At 58.3% G+C, this 21955-nt stretch carries 20 protein-coding genes; 11 read left to right on the top strand and 9 right to left on the bottom strand.

Annotated features, from left to right (window positions below; translation table 11 throughout):
* Nucleotides 1-827 precede the first annotated feature (827 nt).
* Complete coding sequence (locus Q1A71_RS14830) at nucleotides 828-983, bottom strand: hypothetical protein (protein ID WP_299677712.1); 156 nt, start codon at nucleotides 981-983, stop codon at nucleotides 828-830.
* Nucleotides 984-1167: 184 nt separating this feature from the next.
* Between Q1A71_RS14830 and Q1A71_RS14825 the strand changes: the two genes are divergently transcribed.
* On the top strand, nucleotides 1168-1374 hold the full coding sequence (locus Q1A71_RS14825; protein ID WP_299677709.1) for a hypothetical protein: 207 nt from the start codon (nucleotides 1168-1170) through the stop codon (nucleotides 1372-1374).
* 1125 nt (nucleotides 1375-2499) lie between these two features.
* On the opposite strand, the gene Q1A71_RS14820 is transcribed toward Q1A71_RS14825, so the two are convergent.
* Together Q1A71_RS14820 and Q1A71_RS14815 are read right to left on the bottom strand one after the other, a co-directional pair.
* On the bottom strand, nucleotides 2500-4707 hold the full coding sequence (locus Q1A71_RS14820; RefSeq protein WP_299677706.1) for a TRAP transporter fused permease subunit: 2208 nt from the start codon (nucleotides 4705-4707) through the stop codon (nucleotides 2500-2502).
* Nucleotides 4708-4800: 93 nt separating this feature from the next.
* The gene (locus Q1A71_RS14815; protein ID WP_299677703.1) at nucleotides 4801-5781 is read right to left on the bottom strand and encodes a TAXI family TRAP transporter solute-binding subunit; all 981 of its coding nucleotides are present in this window, start codon (nucleotides 5779-5781) and stop codon (nucleotides 4801-4803) included.
* A gap of 326 nt (nucleotides 5782-6107) precedes the next feature.
* On the opposite strand from Q1A71_RS14815, the gene Q1A71_RS14810 reads away from it, so the two are divergent.
* The 8 genes from Q1A71_RS14810 (at nucleotide 6108) to Q1A71_RS14775 (ending at nucleotide 13100) form a co-directional block, all read left to right on the top strand.
* The gene (locus Q1A71_RS14810; RefSeq protein WP_366140268.1) at nucleotides 6108-6494 is read left to right on the top strand and encodes a transcriptional repressor; all 387 of its coding nucleotides are present in this window, start codon (nucleotides 6108-6110) and stop codon (nucleotides 6492-6494) included.
* A 34-nt stretch (nucleotides 6495-6528) separates the two neighbouring features.
* Nucleotides 6529-7128 carry a DUF2796 domain-containing protein gene (locus Q1A71_RS14805; RefSeq protein ID WP_299677700.1) on the top strand — a complete coding sequence of 200 codons (600 nt, stop codon included), beginning with the start codon at nucleotides 6529-6531 and terminating at the stop codon, nucleotides 7126-7128.
* A 20-nt stretch (nucleotides 7129-7148) separates the two neighbouring features.
* Nucleotides 7149-7832 (top strand): ABC transporter ATP-binding protein, encoded by a 684-nt coding sequence (locus tag Q1A71_RS14800; protein ID WP_299677697.1) that lies wholly within the window; start codon nucleotides 7149-7151, stop codon nucleotides 7830-7832.
* Nucleotides 7829-9079, top strand: coding sequence for an ABC transporter permease (locus Q1A71_RS14795; protein WP_299677694.1), 1251 nt, complete (start codon nucleotides 7829-7831; stop codon nucleotides 9077-9079). The genes Q1A71_RS14800 and Q1A71_RS14795 overlap by 4 nt, the downstream gene beginning before the upstream one ends.
* Nucleotides 9076-9582: a DUF3299 domain-containing protein gene (locus Q1A71_RS14790; RefSeq protein ID WP_299677691.1), complete on the top strand. Its 507-nt coding sequence runs from the start codon at nucleotides 9076-9078 to the stop codon at nucleotides 9580-9582. The genes Q1A71_RS14795 and Q1A71_RS14790 overlap by 4 nt, the downstream gene beginning before the upstream one ends.
* A 358-nt stretch (nucleotides 9583-9940) precedes the next feature.
* Nucleotides 9941-10513, top strand: coding sequence for an aspartyl/asparaginyl beta-hydroxylase domain-containing protein (locus Q1A71_RS14785; RefSeq protein ID WP_299677688.1), 573 nt, complete (start codon nucleotides 9941-9943; stop codon nucleotides 10511-10513).
* A 26-nt stretch (nucleotides 10514-10539) separates the two neighbouring features.
* Complete coding sequence (locus tag Q1A71_RS14780) at nucleotides 10540-11454, top strand: hypothetical protein (protein ID WP_299677685.1); 915 nt, start codon at nucleotides 10540-10542, stop codon at nucleotides 11452-11454.
* A complete protein-coding gene (locus Q1A71_RS14775) occupies nucleotides 11451-13100 on the top strand; it encodes an ABC transporter ATP-binding protein (protein WP_299677682.1) in 1650 nt (549 codons plus the stop codon). The genes Q1A71_RS14780 and Q1A71_RS14775 overlap by 4 nt, the downstream gene beginning before the upstream one ends.
* An 86-nt stretch (nucleotides 13101-13186) precedes the next feature.
* Here Q1A71_RS14775 and Q1A71_RS14770 read toward each other — a convergent pair whose 3' ends face one another.
* The 5 genes from Q1A71_RS14770 to Q1A71_RS14750 all read right to left on the bottom strand — a co-directional run bounded on the left by Q1A71_RS14770 (nucleotide 13187) and on the right by Q1A71_RS14750 (nucleotide 18270).
* Nucleotides 13187-13858: a response regulator transcription factor gene (locus tag Q1A71_RS14770; protein ID WP_299677679.1), complete on the bottom strand. Its 672-nt coding sequence runs from the start codon at nucleotides 13856-13858 to the stop codon at nucleotides 13187-13189.
* Nucleotides 13859-13984: 126 nt separating this feature from the next.
* Entirely contained in the window at nucleotides 13985-15550 is a 1566-nt protein-coding gene (locus tag Q1A71_RS14765) for an ATP-binding protein (protein ID WP_299677676.1), read from the bottom strand.
* Nucleotides 15551-15690: 140 nt separating this feature from the next.
* The gene (locus Q1A71_RS14760) at nucleotides 15691-16785 is read right to left on the bottom strand and encodes a hypothetical protein (RefSeq protein WP_299677674.1); all 1095 of its coding nucleotides are present in this window, start codon (nucleotides 16783-16785) and stop codon (nucleotides 15691-15693) included.
* 188 nt (nucleotides 16786-16973) lie between these two features.
* A complete protein-coding gene (locus tag Q1A71_RS14755) occupies nucleotides 16974-17738 on the bottom strand; it encodes a hypothetical protein (RefSeq protein ID WP_299677672.1) in 765 nt (254 codons plus the stop codon).
* Nucleotide 17739: 1 nt separating this feature from the next.
* On the bottom strand, nucleotides 17740-18270 hold the full coding sequence (locus Q1A71_RS14750; protein ID WP_299677668.1) for an RNA polymerase sigma factor: 531 nt from the start codon (nucleotides 18268-18270) through the stop codon (nucleotides 17740-17742).
* Between the two features lie 142 nt (nucleotides 18271-18412).
* Between Q1A71_RS14750 and Q1A71_RS14745 the strand changes: the two genes are divergently transcribed.
* Nucleotides 18413-19873, top strand: a complete 1461-nt coding sequence (locus Q1A71_RS14745) for a S8 family serine peptidase (RefSeq protein ID WP_299677665.1) — start codon at nucleotides 18413-18415, stop codon at nucleotides 19871-19873.
* Between the two features lie 201 nt (nucleotides 19874-20074).
* A complete protein-coding gene (locus Q1A71_RS14740) occupies nucleotides 20075-21025 on the top strand; it encodes an aminotransferase class IV (protein WP_299678102.1) in 951 nt (316 codons plus the stop codon).
* A gap of 30 nt (nucleotides 21026-21055) precedes the next feature.
* On the opposite strand, the gene Q1A71_RS14735 is transcribed toward Q1A71_RS14740, so the two are convergent.
* A complete protein-coding gene (locus Q1A71_RS14735) occupies nucleotides 21056-21907 on the bottom strand; it encodes a LysR family transcriptional regulator (protein WP_299677662.1) in 852 nt (283 codons plus the stop codon).
* Between the last annotated feature and the right edge of the window lie 48 nt (nucleotides 21908-21955).

The following is a 21955-nucleotide window of genomic DNA, read 5'->3' as shown; positions in this document are numbered from 1 at the left end:
GCGACTGGATCTGCATCACAGGTTCAAAAGTTCGATAACTGCATTCTGATCAATGCCGGCGACCGTTGTTCGGTCTTGATGGTGCTGGATACGTGCGCTGATTGTGACCCATATCTCTTGGCGGTCTTTTTTGAAGGTGACGGTCATCAGTATGAGTTTGGGCCTCGTAGGCAACATCAATTGTTGGTGCTTCACTAGGAGGTCGGTTGACAGGTCTGGAATGCTATCACTGCGCAGTCTGTGGCCCAGAGCGCGATGAGCCGCAGATTGCGCGGCATGGTAGCTATGTCTTCGGTGTGGGCATGAGAGCATGGCGGTGCGACCGGGCGTGCCCTAGGTCACCAGAAACGTGTTTTCTGAGGGTACACCAAGGGACCTGCGCTAATCTCGTGGCACAATAACGTGTGTTTCGCTGGGGATCGGCCAAGAACTCGATAGAGACCGCCGCCACAATAACTTGGGACCACCAGCCATGATCTTTCTGATCATCCCAAACTTGCTTCGGACATTTTGCTTTGCCACAACCCCGCAGAGCTTTCTAGGGCTGGCACCTCATTGCCTCTGATCACCATCGCGATGAACTACGACAAGGCCGACACCAAAGGCTCAGATTGCGTTATCGGGACGAAGTATTCGTCCAAGTTCGAGGGTGCGGGCATGTGCGTCTTCTAGGGCAGGGCAAGCAGCCCATCAATGCACGGTCTTTTGATCAGTGTATCGCGTGCTCAGAGGGGCAAGCCCACCGCGACATGGCCCGCTGCCTTCGCCGGCTCATGGTCATCGGTTGGTCGAATCGGGCTGGATCACGCTTTTGATCGTGATGTCGGTCACTCCGACGAGGCCGGATAGACATTCTCATTGAAGCCCATCTTGAAACAATCGCCGCACCAGGCGATCTTGGGGCCGCTCTTCTGCCCAATGCGCGGCGTGCCCAGGAAGCTGTAGACCGGGGCGAGTTCTGTAACGCCGCTGATCGAGTTCAAAGCGGTACATATGTTAAGGGGTGAAATCTTTGTCTCCCGTTGTCGCAGTCTCGTCTGTGCCGCCTGCTAAATGGAGATGTTCCGATAACTCTGTTTACCCCCTTCAGGGTGGCGCCAAGACACCTTCGGCATAACAGCTGGAAAAGATATCTCAGTTTAATCTAAGACCTCTAAAGATCGGTGCGTGCCGACGATTGATGGTTTAGATCTGCCGGTGGCGGACTTTAGTGCGCTGTTTATCGGCAGCGCGCGGCTGGCTGCTGCGCTTTTAGAGGTCGAGCGGAGGTCGGGCTTTTCCTCAATGATTGAAGACGACATTCTGCAGGCGCGATCAATGCGTCCTTCGTGCCTTCGAAATAGCCTCACTGGAGGCCGCGCCGCTTCCAGGTGAAGTCTCGGTCCGGCTTCACCATCGGTTACTCTGACTATGCGCTTTCTTGACGAGAACGGCGGCGACTTGGCGAGGTCGGCTAGTTTCAAAGAGGCCTATGGCATGTCCTGTCAAGTCTGGGTCAATCGACCCTCAGACGACTTCGCATTCCGTCGCATTACGACCGGACCATCTGGCCCTATGGTCCTGGCTGGACCGACACCGGCTTTTGCGGCGGCCCGCAGCGGGCCGACGCCCTAACCCCGGACCTGCGTTTCGAGACCGAGGAAGTGACCCGATAGATTGCCAGTCTCACCTGCCAGCTGTGCTACGTCGAGAATGAAATGCTGTAACGAAGGCTCTGGTTGGCATTGTCGCGCATTCTGATTTCGAGTGTTTTGCCATGGTGCTCAAGTGCTGCACGGGCCAACAGGCGATGAACGCTGAGGACATTTGTATCGAGGCACAGCAAATGTGCGGTCGTCCGTCGTCAACATCGGCGACATCTTCGAGACCAGGTGCCGAGGGCGATCTGAATTGATCGAGAGCGGCTTCACCAATATCTAGCCGAGCACCCGCAGATACTTAAAAGCTCCCTCTACGATGCCGGTGTTCGCGAGAAGGGCGAGCAGACACTCCACTTCGAGACAACCCGTCAGGTACGAAGCCAAAGACATCGAGGCACCGATGCAGCCCGATCGCGACTCTCTATCTAGCAGCTTGCCGCGCGAGGCGGCGCTTGGCTCTTTCCGAGTGATACCTTTTCGGTCGCTCAGGTCGACGATTGTTTCGAAGCCTCGTCCGGCTCAATCCGAGTGTTCGGGAGCCTTTAGGGTGATGACTGGTCGGGCGGACCCACCCGTCCGATAGCATGGTGGACATAAACCTTCAGGACCTCGAGTTCGTGGTATAGCACTGCATTTACCGGTCCACCCGCACGGGAGACGGGTTCCATCTGCGACTGGATCCGTCTCTATCCCACGATCAGCGCGCCCTGGGCGCGGCGAATTCGGGATTGCGATGTGCCACACATTCGACCGACTTAAGAACCACGTGGACTTGGATGTTGCCCTCCGTGACAAGTTCAAACTCTTTGTGTTTGTGGGCCATGAGCGGAGTTCGACGTCTCGCGATCAACCCACAGTTCTATTGTGCAGGTTCCGGTGCCGTGGGTCGCATGCGCGCCCAGAAGAAGAGAGCTGCGGCGATGGCGGCACCTATGAGATCGGTCAGCAGACTTCCGGCAATCATGCAAAGCGCGGCGGTCAACAAGATGGCTCGCAACACCAGGCCTGCGGCACGACCGGCCCACCAGCCCTGTACGCCGGATGACAACAGAAACACGCCCAGAATGGCGGTGACCGCGGCCTGAACGATCTGGAGCCAGGTGCCATCCATCAAAATGGCGGAGTGGTAGAAGAACATGAACGGTACGATAAAGGCCGCGATGCCAACCTTGAAGGATGTCACGGATGTGGCCATCGGGTTGGCCCCCGAGATCCCCGCCGCAGCGTAGCTTGCCAAAGCCACTGGTGGTGTGATGGCAGAGACAACCGCGAAATAGAACACGAAGAAATGGGCCGTGAGCGCTGGTATGCCCAGCTGAACCAATCCCGGCGCCACAACCGAGGCGGCGACGGCGTAGGCCGCTGTGGTCGGCATGCCCATGCCGAGAAGGATTGCGATGCACATGGCAAAGAAGAGTGCCAACAACTGATTGGCGTCCGCGATGCTGAGCAGCACAGATGAAAACCGAGCTCCGACCCCGGTGAGCGAGATCACCCCGACGATGATACCTGCGCAGGCACAGACCGCGATGATCTGGATCGACATTGTGCCAGCAAGTTCAAAGGCCTTTGCGATGGCTCGCGGTCCCATTCGAAAGGGTGTCAACCACGAGACGACAGCGGCTGCGGCCGTGGCCAGGGTTCCGGCGCGGATGACCGAATATCCCATGAACAGAGCGCCAATCAATATAAGGATCGGCAGGAACAGAAAGGCTTTCCGGGCCATCTCGCCGAGCTTGGGCAGCTCATCTTCGCGCATCCCGCGCATCCCGAGCTTTGCGGCTTCGAAGTCCACCATGAAGTAGACCGACACGAAGTAGAGGACGGCAGGAATGATCGCCGCGATCGCGATGTCGGTGTAGGGGATGCCTGTTATTTCAGCCATGATGAAGGCACCGGCCCCCATGATCGGGGGCATGATTTGTCCGCCTGTGCTGGCTGCGGCTTCCACCGCACCAGCCGTCTTTGGTCGGTATCCGACCCGTTTCATCAGCGGGATTGTGAGCGAGCCGGTCGCCACAACATTGCCGGCGCTGGTCCCGTTGATCATGCCCATGAGGCCGGAGGCAAAGATCGCAACCTTCGCCGGCCCCCCACGGGCACGGCCCGCGGCTGCGAAGGCGAAGTTCACGAAATACTCACCCACGTGAGAGGCCTGCAGGAAGGCCGCGAAAATGATGAATAGGATGATGTAGGTAGATGAGACGGCGGTGGTGGGGCCGAGAATTCCGGCGTCTGTGTAGACTTGGCTGAAGAACCGGGCCCATTCAATATTCGGTGCGTTGAGGAAGCCGGGAAGCATGTCGCCGACAAAAACGTAGATGAGGAATATGCCTGCGATGATCACCAGGGCGAGACCCGCGACCCGGCGGGTGAGCTCCATGATAAGTGCCGTGCCAGCCACAGCTGCCAGGCTGATGCCAATAGGTGCGAAAGGCGTTCCGGTGGCATTGCGCATGAGCGTGCCGTATATCGTCATGAGGTAGGTGGCGACCGCGATGGCGCACACCGAGAGCACGAGATCAGCGGGCGCGATCGCACCTCTGTCACGGGGTCGTAGCCAACCAATCAGAATACCGATGGCCGTGGCGACGAGCAGGGGTGCGCCGAATTGCCAGATCTCTGCGGATCGGATACCGGGATCCACCCCGTTCCACAGCACACCTCCTGAGATATCTGATGCAAATCTTAACGCTGTGATCCAGGCGAAGACTGCGGGCAGCATTGCGGCCCAGGCCAGCCAGTCGAGTGGGTGCCGTCTTTGCCCCTGTCGAAAAGGACGGGCGCCGTAGAGCAGAAATCCGAGGATCAGCGCTCCGGCAATATGTACAATTCGGAAATTCCAGGTCTCCATAGGGAAGACCGGCAGACTTGGTATATCCACGCCCGTCCATTCGCGAATGGACCACCCGTTGAGCACGGCCATATGGAACACCGCATAGAGACCCGCAACGATCGCGATGACCAGCCTGAGGTGCCCGGCAAAGACGCTTCGGTTCTCTTCCACCAGCTCTTCGTCTACGGCTTTGGTGTCGAGTGTCGTATCAGTATTGGGGTCTGACGTCATGCGGCGGCCCGTCCCATTGTCCAAAGTTCACCGGGCGGCATGCCGTCCCCGCTTGCAAGAAGGGCTCCGCATCTGCTGCGGAGCCCTGTGGCTTTAGCCGCCGTGGATTTGGTCGGCAGGGATGTCAGCTCCGGCATTTTCGATGAACCAACGCGCAGCGCCGGGGTGCCAAGCGATCACGCCGCCGTTCTTGTCCCAGTTCTCTGGGACGGTGGAACGTGCGGCGCGGTGGATGTTCACCATCCGATCATTGTCCGACATGATGATATCGACGACCGCGTGTACGAAGCTCTCCGGCAGATCGCAATTGGCGATAGCGAAGTTCCACATCGAGACTGATCGTGCATCGTTTTCGAGTGTGGTGTAGGTGTCGGCTGCGATCTCGAAGGACGCCACGGGGAACGCCTCCATGATCGTCGACTGCTCGTCTTCAGTGAATTCGATGATGTTCACATCGGTCTGCACTTCAAGCTGGCTTACGGCCGGAACCGGTACACCGGCGGCGAAGGCGATCACGTCAATCAAACCATCCTGCAATTGACCGCCAAGGTCGGACCAGGACCCATTGCGACGCTCGAAATCCACGCCAAGCGTTTCCATCATCCGTGGGAAATAGGTGTCGGAAGTGGAGCCGGCAGGACCGAAGCCAATGCGGGCGCCATCCGGGATTTCGCTGATTGCAGTGATCCCTGACGACGACAATGCCGTGACCGAGAAAGGGGTCTGATACATGGGGAACATCGCGCAGGCGTTGGTCATCTGAAGACCGGGTGCGATGGGGCTTTCACCGCGGATGGCCTCCGCTGCCGGGCCCATGGTCGTCATCCCGAACTGGGTGTCGCCTGTATGAACCAAAGCCATGTTCTGTCCCGGCCCACCGGTCACCTCTCCACCGCCGGTCAGACCCAGCTCTTCCGCGACGAGGTTGGCCCAGCCGGATCCGTAGGCAAAGTAGGTGCCACCTTGGGATGCCGTTGCAACCGTGAAGCTGTCTGGCCAGCCTGTCCGGTCCTCTTCGGCAAAGGCTGCTGTCGATACAAGCAAGCTCGCAAGTGCGAAAGCAGAATATTTCATCAAGTTTCCTCCAATGTTGGTGCCGACCGTACCTGATCGGATATCTTCAACACACTGTGAGATGTGCGGAATTGTTGCGATCTCAAGTGCATGACCGAGCGATGACACCGAAGTTACCCGAATAAATACGCGGGTTGAAAGTCGCTTTTGAATAATTGCGGTGCCTTCGTCGCGGTTGTAACGCCGCGGCGTTTGGTCTGTTCGCCTTCTGCGCGTGGACCATCCTGCCATTTGCAACCTTAGGTGCGGGCCGACTGTCAAACCGCGCGCGCTTGATTTTTGTTATTTTATAAAATAACAAAACTGTGCGATGAAGGAGGTGCGTCATGCGAAAACAGGCGGCAACGCGACAATCCGATATTATGACAATTCTTCGATCATCAGAGACACCGATGACGGCGTATCAGATATTGGAAGCCTTGCAATGCGACGAGCCTGATATCGCGCCGCCGACGGTTTATCGGGCATTGACGGCGCTAACGGAGCAGGGCCGGGCACATCGCCTTGAGTCGCTTAAGTCGTTTGTCCCATGCCGGTGTGACCATGCCCAGAGTTTGGCGGTCCTCACGATTTGCGAGACCTGTGGCCTGGTTCAGGAACATGATGGTGGTCCGCTTTTGCCCAAATTGTCATCTTTAATTGCGGATACGAACTTCAAGCCTGCCCGACACATCTTCGAGCTTCGCGGACAGTGTGGTGAATGTTCCGCATAAGCGCCATAACTTCCTGTGAAATTGAGAGGTCTAAATGAAACGTCTTTCTGCTTTGCTTCCCGTCTTCCTCGCTGTGCCGGCCTTCGCTGACGCACCACGTCAACTCGACGCACACGAACATGGCGTGGGTCAGCTCAACATGGCTCTGGATGGAGATACGGTGGTTCTCGAGCTGCATGCGCCGGGGGCCGATATCGTCGGTTTCGAGTATGCCGCAAAGAGCGCGGAAGATCGCGCAGCCATAGATGCAGCGGTGGCGACGCTTGCGCGCCCGCTCGAGCTTTTCTTGATGCCTGCGGCGGCCGAGTGTTCGGTCGTACAGGCCAGCGCGGAGTTGGAGGGCGCGGACGCTCACGACGCGCATGAACACCATGATCACGACGGGCATGATCACGCCGGCCACGATGACCATGACCACGCGGCAGAAACGGAAGAATCTGGCCATTCGGAATTTCATGCGCAGTATCGGTTGCGATGTGCCAATCCCGATGCGTTGTCAGAGATCACCTTTGCTTACTTCGACACATTTGAGAACGCCCGGAAGCTGGACGTTCAGATCGTTTCACCATCGGGTGCCGTAGCCGCCGAGGTGACCCATGACGCTCCGGAACTCAATCTGCGGGGCATGTTCTGAGCGTGAGGTCCGCAGGCGCCATGCTCCAGCTGTGCGGGGTCAAGTTCCGCTGGCCGGGGCAGGGCGCGTTTGGTCTGTCATTGTCGGATTTTGCCGTCCATCAGGGCGAGACTGTTTTGCTGCTGGGTGAAAGTGGATCGGGTAAATCGACGCTGCTGTCCTTGATCTGCGGGACGGTTCTTGCCCACAGTGGTCAGGTGCTGGTTGCGAAACAGGACATCTCGGAACTCTCCGCCGCTGCGCGAGACAGGTTTCGCGTCGAGCATATCGGAATGATTTTCCAGCAGTTCAACCTTCTGCCCTTCGGATCCGTGGTCGACAACATCCTGTTGCCAATTCGCTTCGCCCCGCAACGGCGGCGGCGCGCCGGCGACGGGCAGGCGGAAGCACTCAGACTCTGTCGGAAGCTTGGCCTGCAACCGAATATCCTGCCGGCAAAGGCAGCGCGGCTTAGTGTGGGACAGCAACAACGTGTTGCTGTTGCGCGGGCCTTGATTGGACAGCCTCCAATTGTCATTGCAGATGAACCGACATCCGCGCTCGATGCCGGGAGCCAAAGCGCTTTTCTCGACTTGCTTTTTGATCAGGTCGCCGAGAACAACACGACCTTGCTGATGGTCAGCCATGACCCGCGTCTCGCCAGACGATTTGACCGCGTGTTGCAGATGGAAGACATCGCGCAGATCGAAAGCCTTGCAGCATGATCCTGAGATTGGCGATTGGTTCGCTGGGGGCACGCGCGCTGACGGTGGCCATGACAATCCTAGCCATCGCGCTCTCCGTGGTCTTGTTTCTTGGTGTTGAGAAGGTCAGGGCTGGGGCGAAAGCAAGCTTCGCTGACACCATCTCCGGGACCGATCTGATTGTGGGTGCGCGTTCGGGCTCGGTTCAGTTGCTGCTCTATTCGGTCTTTCGCATCGGCAACCCCACCAACAACGTCACCTGGCAGAGCTATCAGGAGATCGCGCGACAGCCGCAGGTGGATTGGATCGTTCCGATTTCTCTGGGGGACAGTCATCGTCAGTTCCGAGTGATGGGTACCAGCCTCGCATTCTTTGATCATTACAAGTACCGGCAAGGCCGCGGTCTGGCCTTTGACGAAGGCGTTGTCATGGCGGATCTCTATGACGCAGTCATCGGTGCGGATGTGGCCGCGACACTGAGCTATGAGGTAGGCGACCCAATTGTGGTTGCCCATGGCATCGCATCCTTTACCGAGCACGATGACCAGCCCTTCCGCTTGTCAGGAGTTCTGGAAAAAACGGGCACGCCAGTGGATCGAACGGTGATTGTCAGCATGGAGGCCATCGAAGCCATCCATGTCGACTGGCGAAATGGCGCCAAAACACCGGGAACCACCACGCCAACAGAGGTGATCCGGCAAATGGATCTGACGCCCAAGGCCGTGACGGCGGCGTTGGTGGGTGTGGAAAGCCCATTGCAGACCTTTTCGCTGCAGCGGGCAATCAACCAGTATCCGAACGAAGCGCTGTTGGCTGTGTTGCCGGGGGTCGCGTTGCAAGAGTTGTGGGGCATTGTAGGCGTGGCGGAGACGGCGCTTTTGGGCGTCTCCGCTATGGTTGTCGTAACGGCGTTGATCGGGATGATGGCAACGATCTTCTCAAGCCTGAACGAACGCAGGCGAGAGATGGCGATTTTTCGAGCGATGGGCGCGCGGCCTTCGATTATCATGGGCCTTTTGGTGCTGGAGGCCGCGTTGACGGCGGCAGCGGGTGCTGTGCTTGGCCTGGGATTGCTGTACGTGGGCCTGATCATCGCACAGCCGATTGTTGACGGTGCATTTGGCCTCTGGCTGCCCATTGAGGCGCCCTCTCTGCGGGAGATCTGGGTAATCGTCGGAGTTGTAGCCGCTGGCGCGATTGTGAGCTTGATCCCTGCACTCCGGGCCTATCGCCTCTCTGTGGCCGATGGTATGATGGTGCGGATATGACTGTTCTGACACGCCGCTCTCTGATTACATCCAGTCTTGCGAGTGCTGCACTGCCGAGCACCGCCTTTGCAGCAGCGCCGCGGGATGTCGCTTGGGATGATCTTATTCCGCCTGGTGTGCCTTACGCAGAGATTATTGGTGAAGGGGCCATCGATTTCATCAACGACACGTGGAACCCGATCTACGACGCCAATGCCACCAAGCTGAACCAGACGCTAGATGGTGCCTACATCAGAATGCCGGGCTACATCATTCCTATGGAACTCGGCGCGGAAGGCGTGACGGAGTTTCTGCTTGTGCCGTATGTAGGCGCCTGCATTCACGTGCCGCCACCTCCGCCAAACCAGTTGGTCTTTGTTGTGACCGAGACGCCATGGCCAAGCAACCAGCTCTGGGACGCCGTCTGGGTCACAGGCACCATGCGGACGCAGATGAAGTCAACCGATATCGCGGACACAGGCTATGCCTTGGCGGCGGTCGAGGTAGAGCCTTTCGACTGGTAGCCGCAGCCCTGCTGCAAAAAGACGGCCGGATCGCTACCTTCGAGCGCCCAAGGAGCTGGTCTTCGCCAAGAGCTGCTTTGCGCAACGCATCAGGTAGATTTTGACCTCGGTCACATCTCATTTCCATCAAGCTCAGCGAACAGTTCCGTCCGCATGCGGTGTCCTGACGACCGAATGAATATCAAATGAATTCGGAGTTAAAGGATGCTAAATTTAGTATTAAATATCATAATGTTAGTTGATATACTCGATAAGTCTTCTGATGTTGGGTGCGTAACGTCCGAGCGACCTGCGGTCAACCTTGGCGACCATTCAATTGTATTGGCTTCAACACCGTTCACACCATCAGGAGATCGACATGAAGTACTTCAAGCGCATCAAATCTGAGATTGATCCCACACCTTTTCTGGAGGAGATCCGAGGGGTGACGGGTGCATGGAACGTGGCCACCGGCCGACAGGACAAGATCCCGGTTCAACGAGAGGCCAAGGCCATTCCGTTGCGTGGGTTACGCAAGTCGGCCATTGGCGACCGGAAGCGTCGGGATGTGCATGAAAGCCGCTGGACCACGGGGTCGAAGCAATATCCGGTTGCCTGCGCGTTCCTTGAAGCCTTCGCTGCTGAACAGGACAGCATTCTCGGGCGCGCCAAGATCGTGTGTCTACCAGCTGGAAAGCGGGTCTACCCTCATATCGACCGCGGGGACTACTACCGCGTGCGCAATCGCTATCACTTCGTGCTCACCTCGACCCACGGATCCTGGATGAAGGCAGGCGATGAGGAGGTGCGCATGCAGCAAGGTGAATTGTGGTGGTTCGACAACGACCAAATGCACGAAGCCAACAACGATGGCGATCAGGATCGAATTCATATGATTTTTGACATGCTGCCAAGCGCGTGCGCTGGTGACGTGTTTGGGAGTGCCGCTTAGGCCAATGCGTTAAGGGAGTGCTTGCCATGTGTATACGTTCCAACCGCGCTGATGGCCATCAGCCGTCCTTCCGACTTGAATTCCGGTCGGGGTCGGGCGCATCAGGTCTGGCATGCTGGCTCGCTCTCCCTGAAACCGTCGCACATGATGCGATCCCGCTCGTGGCAGTTCACGGCATCCGCCGGGGCGCGGAGCTTCAGGCGGCCCTCTTCGCCCGCCGCGCCACGGCTCTTGGCCGCCCTGTCATCGCGCCGATCTTCGACAAGGCCAGATGGTTGGGCTACCAGCAGGTTCTCCTTTGCGGTCGGGCTGATCTCGCCTTGCTGGACCTCATCTTGTCATTGAGACGCAATGGGATCGTGCGGTCTGAACAGATCGATTTGTTTGGGTTTTCGGGCGGCGCTCAGTTCGCACATCGCTTTGCGATGTTGCATCCCGAGCGCATCGCCAACCTCAGCATCGCATCCCCCGGCTGGTACACCTTTCCGGACGATGCCAGTTACCCCTACGGCCTGTGGCCGCGCCCGGATTTCGAGGATGTCTGGAGCTACCGTATGGTGAATAGTCTCGATCAATTCTTGTCTATCCCAATGCAAGTCTGCGTGGGCGAGAAAGACTGCAAGCGCGACAAGAACACGCGCAGCGGCAATGCAATTGATGCGCAGCAGGGTTCACATCGCCTGGACCGCGCGAGACGATGGACCGGCGCTTTGCGCGCCGCTGCGCGACAGCTGAGCGTAAACCCGGACATCAAGTTCCATATCCTGCCAAATTGCGGGCATGACTTCGAGGCTTGCGTGCGTCAGGGCGGGCTGGACCGCATTGTCGTTCCACACCCGTCGCCAGGCCAATGCCGAGGTGGGTGCTCTGCCACCGCGCGTGCCGCTTGCTTTCGATCACGGCAAAGATCCTCCACGAAGTTGGAGGAGGCTATACTATGAGCGCGCTTCCACGGATCATGAGTGAAGACCGCAAACGCAGCATCTATTTGCTCGTCGCATTTGCGTTGGGTCAGGCCGGAGCCACAGGCTTGGCCGCCTTTGCCACCCGCGATATCTTTGCCGCGTTTCGGGACGGCTCCACCGCGTTACCGATTGTTGCCCTTGTTACACTTGCCGTTACGGGCGGAGCTATCGGTGTCTTGCGTTTTTGCGAGCGGCTGACTGCGGAAAGGGTTGGGCAGCACTTCGCCGCGGCTCTGCGCATGCGGCTCTTCAAGCACATGGCGCGGGTGTCCGCGCGGGACCTGGCCGCAAGACGAAACGGAGCGCTTGCCCTACGTTTCGTGGGGGACCTGACCGCAGTTCGGGCTTGGGTCAGCTTGGGATTGGCGCGTTTGATATCCGCTTTGATCGTGCTGCCCGTCGCGACAGGTGTGTTGTTCTACATGAACATCGACATTGGAATTGCGGTTGCGGTTCCGATGGTGCTTGGCCTGCTGTGCCTTGCCGTCCTCGGTCCCCGGTTGGGTCCCGCCCATCGCCGTCTCCGATCGCGGCGGGCACGCCTTGCAGCTGACATGAGTGAGCGCATTCCTCACGCGCCGGAGCTTCGCCTTCTTGGTCGGATACAGATCGAGACCCGGCGACTGCAGACCCGGACAGACAAGCTCGTCGATGCCGCGCTCGCCCGCGCCAGGGGTGCAGCGCTCTTGCGTGCGGTGCCGGATGTCGTTTCGGGACTGGCGGCGGCGAGTGTCTTTGGGGTTTCGCTGACACGCGGGTTGCCGGCGGCCGAAGCTGCGGGCGCCTTGGCCGCCGTGGGACTGATGATCCAGCCGATGCGGGAGCTTGCCGGAGTTTGGGACCGTCATCGCGCCTGGCAGAATGCCCGTGAGAAATGCTTGAACCTGCTCACTGTTCCAAAGCTCGAGATTGCACGCTCAGACGACCTCACGGCACCAAAGGCAGCGCCTAGCGTCGTGTTCTCGGACGTGTCCTCTGGTACGCTGAGAGATCTAAATGTCACAGCGCTCCCAGGTCAGAAGATCGGCATTGTCGGTGCAAACGGTGCAGGGAAGTCCACGTTGCTTAGCCTCGCGGCTGGATTGGAGCATCCCCCCGCAGGGCAGGTGATGCTTGGAGAGATTTCACCAACGGCGCTGACCACACGAGAGCGCCGGGAGATGATTGCGCTTGTCGGTTCCCGCTCGCCAATTTTAAAAGGCTCTATGCGCCGGGCTCTGACCATGGGTGTGCCAGGACGGCCTGCTGATGCGGAGATCTTGCGGGAAGCGGAGGTCTTTGGGCTCGGTAAGGTTCTGGACCTTCTGGGTGGTCTGGATGGCACCGTTGCAGAGGGCGGGCGAAATCTCTCCGCGGGAGAATTGCGTCGCGTTCTTCTGACGCGTGCGTCTCTGTCGAAACCGCGGCTGTTGTTGTTGGATGAACCCGATGACGCACTTGATCAAGAGGGCCCTGACCTCGTGCGTCGATTGATCTGCGGGGCAAGTGCGACCACGCTCCTGATCACTCACAATATGCAAATTGCGCGGATGATGGATGTACTGTGGGTGATCGAAGACGGTCGTATCGCAGAGGCAGGCACTCCGGACGATCTGCTGGTCGATGTCAGCCTGGCAGACTGATCTGGGTGTCAACGCGTCTCGAGGCAAGCTCCCAGCCTTGAGACGCGTTTTCCGGTGAGAAATCTGGAAGTTTTGCCGCTGAAACCTCAGCCAAAGCGATAGCCTGCACCCCGTACGGTCGTGATCAACCCGCCGTAGGGGCCCAGCTTCTTGCGCAGGCGCCCGATGTAGACGTCCACTACATTCGTCATCGGATCCTCATGGGTGCCCCAGACCGAATTCAGAATGCGCTCGCGGCTGAGCGCCTTGTTCTTACTGGCCATCAGGATGGAGATCAGTTCGCGTTCCTTGGCGGAGAGATCGACGACGATTCCATCCACGGTCAGAACCATTGCAGCGCTGTCGTAGATCAGGCCGTGGTGCTGATACTTCCCGTTACTGTCCTCGTTGCCATAGCCGGTCATACGGCGATGAAGCGCCTGAATGCGCGCGATCAACTCATCAAAGTCGAATGGCTTGGGCAGATAGTCATCGGCGCCGACACGCAGCCCCGCCACGCGTTCGTCGGTGCTGTCCAATGCCGTCAACATCAGAACCGGCGTCGTATTGGCGCGCGCGCGCATTTTCTGGCAGACCTGTTGGCCACTGATCCCAGGCAACATCAGATCGAGGATGATGACGTCGAAATCCCGATCCTGCATGATAGCAAGGCCGGTTTCGCCGTCGCCCGCATGTTCGACAACCCATCCTTCTGCCTTCAATCCGCGCCGGACGAAATCCGCTACCCGCAGTTCGTCTTCAATCAATAGGATGTTCATGGTCTTGCGCCTTTTCTGTGTCGTATGGGCGCATGCATCGCCCTTTCAGAAAGACAAACGGAGGGGGCCGCCAGTTATTCCCAAACTGTTGAGATATTCCTCGATTTTTGCTGCAAAAACCTTGTCTCAGCTTTGCGAAACAACACGCAAGGGTGCTGTGGTTGGCAGATCCATAATGCTCGAAAGTCCGCCACCATACCGGTCCTGAAGGAGCGCATTTCCACCGTGGGCGCGCGCGATCGAACGCACGACCGGCAGCCCAAGACCTGCCCCATCTTCGTAGCGGTCCGCCGCATTTGATCCGCGGAAGAACCTTTCGAAGGCTTTTTCCTTCTCATCATCAGGAAGGCCAGGACCGTTGTCGTCTACGCTCACCCGGTAGCCCTGGCCTGTGCGGAGGAGGCGTACGGTCACCTCAGGTCCACCATACCGGCGCGCATTTTGTATCATGGCGGCGATGCACTGTCGGATCCGTGCCACATCCAGAGACATCTCAGCTTCGTCGACATCAGTTACAAACGGAATATCCGGGCCGAAGACAGCCACGGCTTCTTTCAGCAGGGCCTTTAGGTCCACTCGCTCCAGCTTCAACCGGGTCTGGCCAGCCTCCTCGCGCGAGATGAACAGAAGGTCGTTTACAAGCAGATTGGTGTGCTTGGCGGTTTCACGCGTCCGTCGCAGGGCCTCTCGGTACTCTTCGACGGTCTTGTCCGCGCCGCGCAAGGCGACGTCGCTCTCGCCTTGAATGATGGTCAAAGGAGTGCGCAGTTCATGGCTTACATCGGCCAGCATCTGCCTGCGCGCGTCTTCAGCCACACGCGACTTCGTGAGCAAGCTCTCAAGCTCGGCCGTTCGCGCGCGAACGGCCTCCTCCAGTTCGGTGTTCTGTGTGGTGAGCGACTCGGTTCGTGCTTCGACCATTGCGGCCATGCTGTCCAGAACCTCTCCGATCTCGGCGATTTCGCTTCGCCCTCGAAAAGCGATCCGATGATCGAACTGGCCGTCCGCCAAGGCGTTGACACCCTTCATCAGCCGCTGCATCGGATGGAGGATGTGGGTGGTGTAAACCCACAGCGCGACCATCACGACGCCGACCGCCAACACGACCAAGACCAGCGTTACGCTGTTGGCGGTCTGCAGATGTTGTTCTGCTGCAGCGCGAGTTTCTCTCACCTCTTCAAGTTCCCCGGCCAGAGCCGCTTGGATCATCGAGTGGAAATCGCGGTCAATGTCGTCGTCGAGCATGACGGACAGTCCCGTCCAATTGCGCCCGAACTTTTCAACCTCAGTCTCCGTGCGGACAACTTCGAAACGTGCGATAAGATCCTCGATCTTGCGTTCGATTTGGGCGAGAAGCTCGAGCTCATCAATCTCTTCATCCCCGACGAGATCAATCTCCCGGCCAATCAGTGCGCGGATGGATCTGATGTTCTGGCGGATCAGGCGGATCAGTTCAGCCTCACCTGCACCCTCGTCCCGGTCGCCGATAAGCATTGCGTCGCCATATTGCTTGAACAGCTGATATGTGTTGCCGCTCAGCTTGAGGTGAAACTCGTATGATTCATGCGCCAGATTGATCCGCTCGTTGAAGAAGGCGGCTCGCTGAGCAGACCAGTAAGCCAAGGCGGTTCCGCAGAGTGCTACCACCAGCATAAGGGCTGCGAGACCGCGTAACAGATTGGCAATACTCATCCTCTTATCTCCAATGATCCCGGTGTGCGCTGGGTATCAGGGCCGCGGCCGGTGTAATAGTCCATTCGAGATGCTCACAAATGTCAAGAGAGGGCTGCAATGGACATGCGGCCCTCTCTCGTCAGGTATCGCGGGGTGGGTCAAGCGGCGGTCATCTCCTCAACGGTGGTGTTGAGACTGACATTCGGAGTGCGCAGGATGGGGCTGGTCACCGCCATAACCGAGGCAGGTGTGCACAGATCTTCACGTGAGAGCTGTGGAATGCCTGTCGCGATCTTGGCCTCCATCATGGCAAGTGGGGACTGCGTGAGTTTCCCGGACATCGCAAAGGGTTTCAGCCCGTAGTCTGCCAGAACACGCGTACCGCCAACTGCACCGAGGGCGTCCGGTGTGGCAAAGAGTATCGCGTCGAGCCTGTCACGGATTTTCGATCCTGCCAGAATTTCCTGGGTCTCCTGCTGAAAGACACCGTCGGCGATTTCGACCACGACGATATCGGCACCATTGGTCGCGGCAGTGCCAACGAGCGTCTCAAAGCCCTTCTCGATCCGATCCATCGGCATTCGGTATGTGGTCGGCATGCCCGCATCGGTAAAATCCATCGCGCTGACGCCTGCATCTTCGAAGGCGTTGAAGTCGCTGAAGGCACCGGTGCCGGTTGCCTTCAAGCCTGCGACGCTGAACCCGGCACGTGACAGACCATGGGCGAGGCTGACCGCGGCGGTGGTCTTGCCGGCGTTCATGGACGCCCCGAAGACACCGATCACGGTGACATGGTCCGGTATCTCCCTTTCGCGCAGGCTATACCGGGCAATGTTGATGACGTCCCCGGCGCGGTCAGTCAGCAGGGCAATTGGGCGCAGCTTGGTCGGCTCGACCATGCGGGCATGTGCATGCTCCATGGTGCCAACGACGCCTCCGCCGGCGAGCAGGTCTGCGCCGCTCGTCGTGATGCGCGCAGCTCCCTCGAATTGGTCCGGCGCATAACGATCGCCGATGCACAGAACAACCTTGTCGCCGAGATAGCTGGTCGATGCGCGTCCGCTGGCAAGTTGGATTTTCTGATGCTGGTTGATTTCAATGATCTCACAGAGCACGAGGTCGCCCGCAATCCCGAGCGCTACAGCAGGATCCAGACCAGCCACATCGTCATGATTGACGCGACGGGTGGTAAAGGCCCATTTTGCATTGAGATGGAGCATCGTCAGATCGAAGTCGAAGGTGTGAACGGTCATGTCAGTTATCCTCTTGGTTTGGTGTCTTCGAGATCAACCTAAGAGGCGAGCCTGTCTCTGTCCTGTTGGCGCAGTGAACGGTTTCATAAAAGCTGATGAACGAGAGATGAATATATAAATATATGTTTTGAAAAGATAAAATCCCCGCTCACTTGGGCGAGGCGATGAACTTCCGGGCTGGTCGACGTTCAGCGCAGGGCGTCGAGAGCGGCAGCTTCTGCATCGGGTTCAAGCGGCGGTCCTGCCTCGCTCGCTGTCAGATAAGCATCCAGAACTTCCAGCGAGGAGGCGGGGGCGTATCCGGCATCGGTCGCTGCTGCAGCCACCGCCATTCGGACATTCCATTGACCACCTTTCTGGCATGCGACGGAGACGACCGTTCCGCCTTCAGGGCGATCAAACTCGAACTCCCGGCACAAGGTGTTCTCTGCGTCGAAGAAGGTGGCAATCAGCGCGATTCGGGAACCGTTTTGCAACGTCACCTCATCGCCCGACAGTGTGGTGTCGAGTGCCGATGCAATACGATCATCTGCAAGTGCTGCGATTTCGATACTGTTGACACCGGTTCCGACCACCGGCGCCAGCGTAAGGCCTGCGCCAAGACCGACCGCCAAGGCGAGCCCCGCAGCCAGGGGAAGTTTCCAGACCGGCATTTGCTGTGAAGTCCGGGGCTTTTGCGGGAAGGGGATCACGTCATCGTCCGCACTCGACCCATCACGCTGCTGCGCGGCCAGGTCATGAACACGCTGAACGAGATGCTCTGGCACCGGCGTCTCTAAGTCGGACTCCAGGGCACCCCGCGCCAGTGCGCGGGTGTCGATAAAGAGAGCGAGGCGGTCAGCAAGTTTCCGGTCGTTGGACAAGGCGACATCCATCTCCGAGGCACGTTCTTCCGTCAACTCGCCATCGGCATAAGCCATCAGTTCTTCATCACTAAATTCAGGACTTTGCATCTCAGCGGTCTCCCTCGTTGTCAGAAGAACGTGGGGCTGTTTGATTTATTCCAAGTTTTTTCGCAATGGCCAGCCGCGCGCGGGCCAGTCGGCTCATGACCGTCCCGATTGGGGTGTCCAGCACCGTTGCAGCTTCTTTGTAACTCAATTCTTCCACGCAGATCAGCATAATCACGTCACGCTGGTTTTCCGGCAACGCGTCGATTGCCGCCTTTGCGGACTTGAGCATCAATGCGGTCTCTGCGACCTTTGTCCCATCCACGGTGCTTGCGTCCGGCGCGTCGTCGATATCGATCTGAGTTCCCCGCGTCTTGGATCGGCGGGTCATGTCGATCCATGCGTTCCGCAAGATCCTGAAGAGCCAGGCGTCCAGTCGCGTATCGGGGTCGAACTGGTGGCGTGCTGCAAACGCACGCTCGACCGTAATCTGGACCAAATCGTCGGCAGTGTCCGCCGATCGGCATAGCGATATCGCGAAACGCCTCAAATTGGGAAGGAGCGTAATGATGCCATCTGCGAAACTGTCCGACATCTTTTTGAGGTCTTTCCGATGAAAGCGTGGAATATTATGAACGACACGTCGTTACCTCTAGGGCAATCACAGACGGCGACGCAACATCCGACGATGTTTCAAATGCCGAACTTGCAGATTGCAGCTTAGATGGAGATCGGGAATGAAACGATATCTGCTTTATGTTCTCTTGGCGTCTGCATTGGTCTTCGCGCTTCCGGCGATTTGGCATGATAGCCCGGTTACTGCAGTCGCCTGGGCTGACGACGATGACGACAGCGACAGTGATAGTGACAGCGACAGTGATAGTGACAGCGATAGTGATGGCGGCGACAGCGATGACGACGACCGGGATGATCGTAGTGGCCGGATTGGGCACGGAGGCGAAGGGCGATACAATCGGCCCGGCGGTGGTCCGAATGCCGACGGGAACCTGTTCGACTGGCTCTTTGGTCGGACGCCACCGCCTCAAACAGCCCAGCGAAGCGCACCAGCGCCACGGCCGACTCGTGCTGCTGCAGAGATCGTGGTTCTCGATCTATCGGACGCCGATCTGGCGACCTTGACGGGGCAGGGCTACGAGGTCATCCGGACGGTCGAGATCGCGGCCTTGGGAGAGACGCTTCGGCGTTTGCGTGTGCCCTCTGGCACTGCACTTGACGCGGCTCTTGAACAAATCCGGGAATTGCCGTCCGGAGAGGCCGCAGATTTTAACCATTTTTATCGCACCAACGAAGGCCTGGAGGAGGTGTGCGAGGGGTTGCATTGCGGATCCTTCGATTTGGTCGGGTGGCGGTCGGGTTCCGGCGCTGCGGCCACCTGTGGCCGTGTCACCACCCGCATTGGTCTGATTGACACCGGCATCAACCCCGACCACGAAGCGTTCGATGGGGGAAGGTTGTCTCTTCTGAAACTCGATGGTCAGCAAGACCGCGGCTCTGGCGCACAGCACGGAACTGCCGTCGCTGCAATACTGATCGGGTCCCGGTCCGGTCGGGCCCATGGCCTTTTGCCGGACGCGGAACTGCTTGCCATCGACGCCTTCCAGAGAACCTCAGGAGACGAACGCAGCGATGTCTTCGCTCTGGTGCAAGCCATGGATCAACTGGCAGGCGCTGGAGTGGACCTCATCAACATGAGCCTTGCCGGCCCGCATAACATCTTGCTGGAAGAAATGGTCTTGAGGCTCAGCAGCGAAGAGGTTCTCATTGTGTCGGTCTCGGGCAACAACGGTCCGCGCGCGCAGCCTGTATTCCCGGGGGCCTACGCGCCTGTTCTGACTGCGACGGCTGTCGATGCCTCGGGCCGCATCTATCGCCGTGCCGGTAGAGGGCCGCATGTTGATCTGGCTGCCCCTGGCGTCGAGGTCTGGACCGCGGCATCGATCCGGGGCGTCAGATCGAAAACAGGAACCTCCTTTGCGGCGCCTTTTGCAACGGCTGCTGCTGCCGTTTTGATGTCCGCAAAACCGGACTTGACCATCTCTGAGGTGAAATCCTTCCTGCGCTCCACGGCACTGGATCTAGGTAACGAAGGGCCAGATGACACTTTCGGCGCAGGTCTTGTGCAGTTCGCGCCGATTTGCAGTGGACGGTCGCCTACGGAGCCCGCGCTCCTGGAGTAACTCCTCGGTCAAACAACCTTCCAGTCCGGAACACCTGAGCCGCCACAGCCCGGCAGCATTGCGTTTTTGGTCTTACGCGCCCTCGGCTCTCAAAGCATGCCATCTTTCGCAAATCAGAACCCTCTGGAGAGTGGCTTAATCGACTAGCACTGCGGTAAGAATAGCGGGGACAAATAGGGAGGGAGCACGCTGGTGCGCATTATGGACCGACACTCAAAAAGCCTGACCACGCATGATGCCGAAGAAGACCCGCGCAACAGAGCGCTTCAGATATTCGTTAACGGTGACATAGTTCCACGGGAGCAGGCTGTCGTTTCTGTTTACGATTCGGGTTTCATGCTCGGTGATGGCATGTGGGAGGGACTGCGTCTCTACGACGGTGTGTGGGCGTTTTTCGACGACCACATGGACCGACTTTTCGACTCCTGCAAGGCTGTGTCGATTGAGATAGGCATGAGCCGGGATGAGATTCATGCGGCCCTCAATGCGACCGCTGCGGCCAATCAGATCACGACCGATGCCCATTGTCGCCTGATGATAACGCGCGGCGTCAAAGCAAAACCTTTTCAACATCCAAAGCTGAGCCAATCTGGCCCGACGGTTGTGGCAATCGTGGAGCATTCCAAACCTTCGGAGAGCTTGCTTGAAAAGGGTATCCGTCTTGCAACTGTCCCACAGATCCGAGGGCTGCCAATGTCGCAGGATGCCAAGTATAACAGCCACTCAAAGCTGAACTGCGTCATCGCGTACCTCCAGGCAGAGCAGGCCGGCGCTGATGAGGGCCTCATGCTGGACCCGCATGGCTTTGTAAACACAACCAACGCCTGCAACTTCTTCATCGTACGCAGAGGCGAAGTTTGGACGTCTACCGGAGACTACTGCATGAATGGTGTCACGCGACAGAAGGTCATCGATTTATGCAGGGCAAACGACATCCCCGTTCGCGAGAAGAACTATTCGCTCTACGAGGCATATGGGGCCGAGGAGGCCTTTCTGACAGGGACTTTCGGAGCACAAACACCGGTCTCTGAAATCGACGGAAAGCCGGTGGGTGAACACGCGGCTGCAGGCCCCGTCACCCAGCGTATTCGTGCGCTGTATAAGGATTTGATCGCGCGCCACGTCACTCAGATGAAGGTGAGGCAGGACTGACACGTTCGGGTGGCTGCGTCGTTTGCCGCCCTATCTGCTGATCAATTGCTCATTCAGAATAGTGGAAAGGGTTTTGACTTCATCTGATGATCGTTTCGGGTCGCGGTAGAGGGACAGCGCGACGTCTGTCAGCGGTGGTAACCCAAGGTGCTCGCCAAGGTCTGACAAAGGCGGTGCGACCGCAGTCGCTGGCATGACGGTCATCGCGAGGCCAGCCAAGACGAATGCGCGAACGCCAATAGGGTGCGGGCTGAGATGCGCCAGATATCCAGACCGGTCGACGCGGTCCAAAGCTTCGAAAGCGTAGGCGCGCAGGTCGCGACCATCCGTCAAAAAGACCAGCGGCACATCCTGCGCACTATTGATTTCAAAGGCGTCCGTGCCGACCCATACCAAGGGTGTCGCTTCTACAAATTCTCTCCCTGCGCGGCGTCCTTGGTCCATCATGAAGGCAACGTCGATCTCACCAGCGTCGAGCAAAGCCAGCAAAGCATCGCTGCGCTCGCACTGGATGTGGATCTGCACGTCCGGTTCAACCTCTGCAAAGGCCCGCAGTGCCTTGGTGACGACAGACATCGCGAGCGTCACCGTCGTTCCCAACCGAACGCGTCGCAAGGTGCGCGCGCCGCGGACTGCTCTGATCGCTTCATCGGAGAGCCCGAGAATGCGCCTGGCATAGACTGCGAAAGCTTCGCCTTCCGCCGTAAGCGACATCGGCTTGCCACGGCCCCGTTCAAAGAGCGCGCACCCGATTTCGGCTTCGAGCTTGCGGATGTGAGTACTGATAGCGGACTGCACCGTATTCCGACGATCTGCGGCCACGGAAAAGTTCAACGTGTCGGCTGCAACGATAAAGCTTTCCAAGGCATTCAGGTCTTTCATAAATCCCTTATTGCAATTTTTTTGATCTTATAAAACCGTTTTTGAGAT

The sequence above is a fragment of the uncultured Roseobacter sp. genome (assembly GCF_947493125.1).
GTDB lineage: Bacteria > Pseudomonadota > Alphaproteobacteria > Rhodobacterales > Rhodobacteraceae > Roseobacter.
The sequence above is the reverse complement of the archived record's forward strand: the minus strand, read 5'-3'. Positions and strand labels throughout refer to the sequence as shown.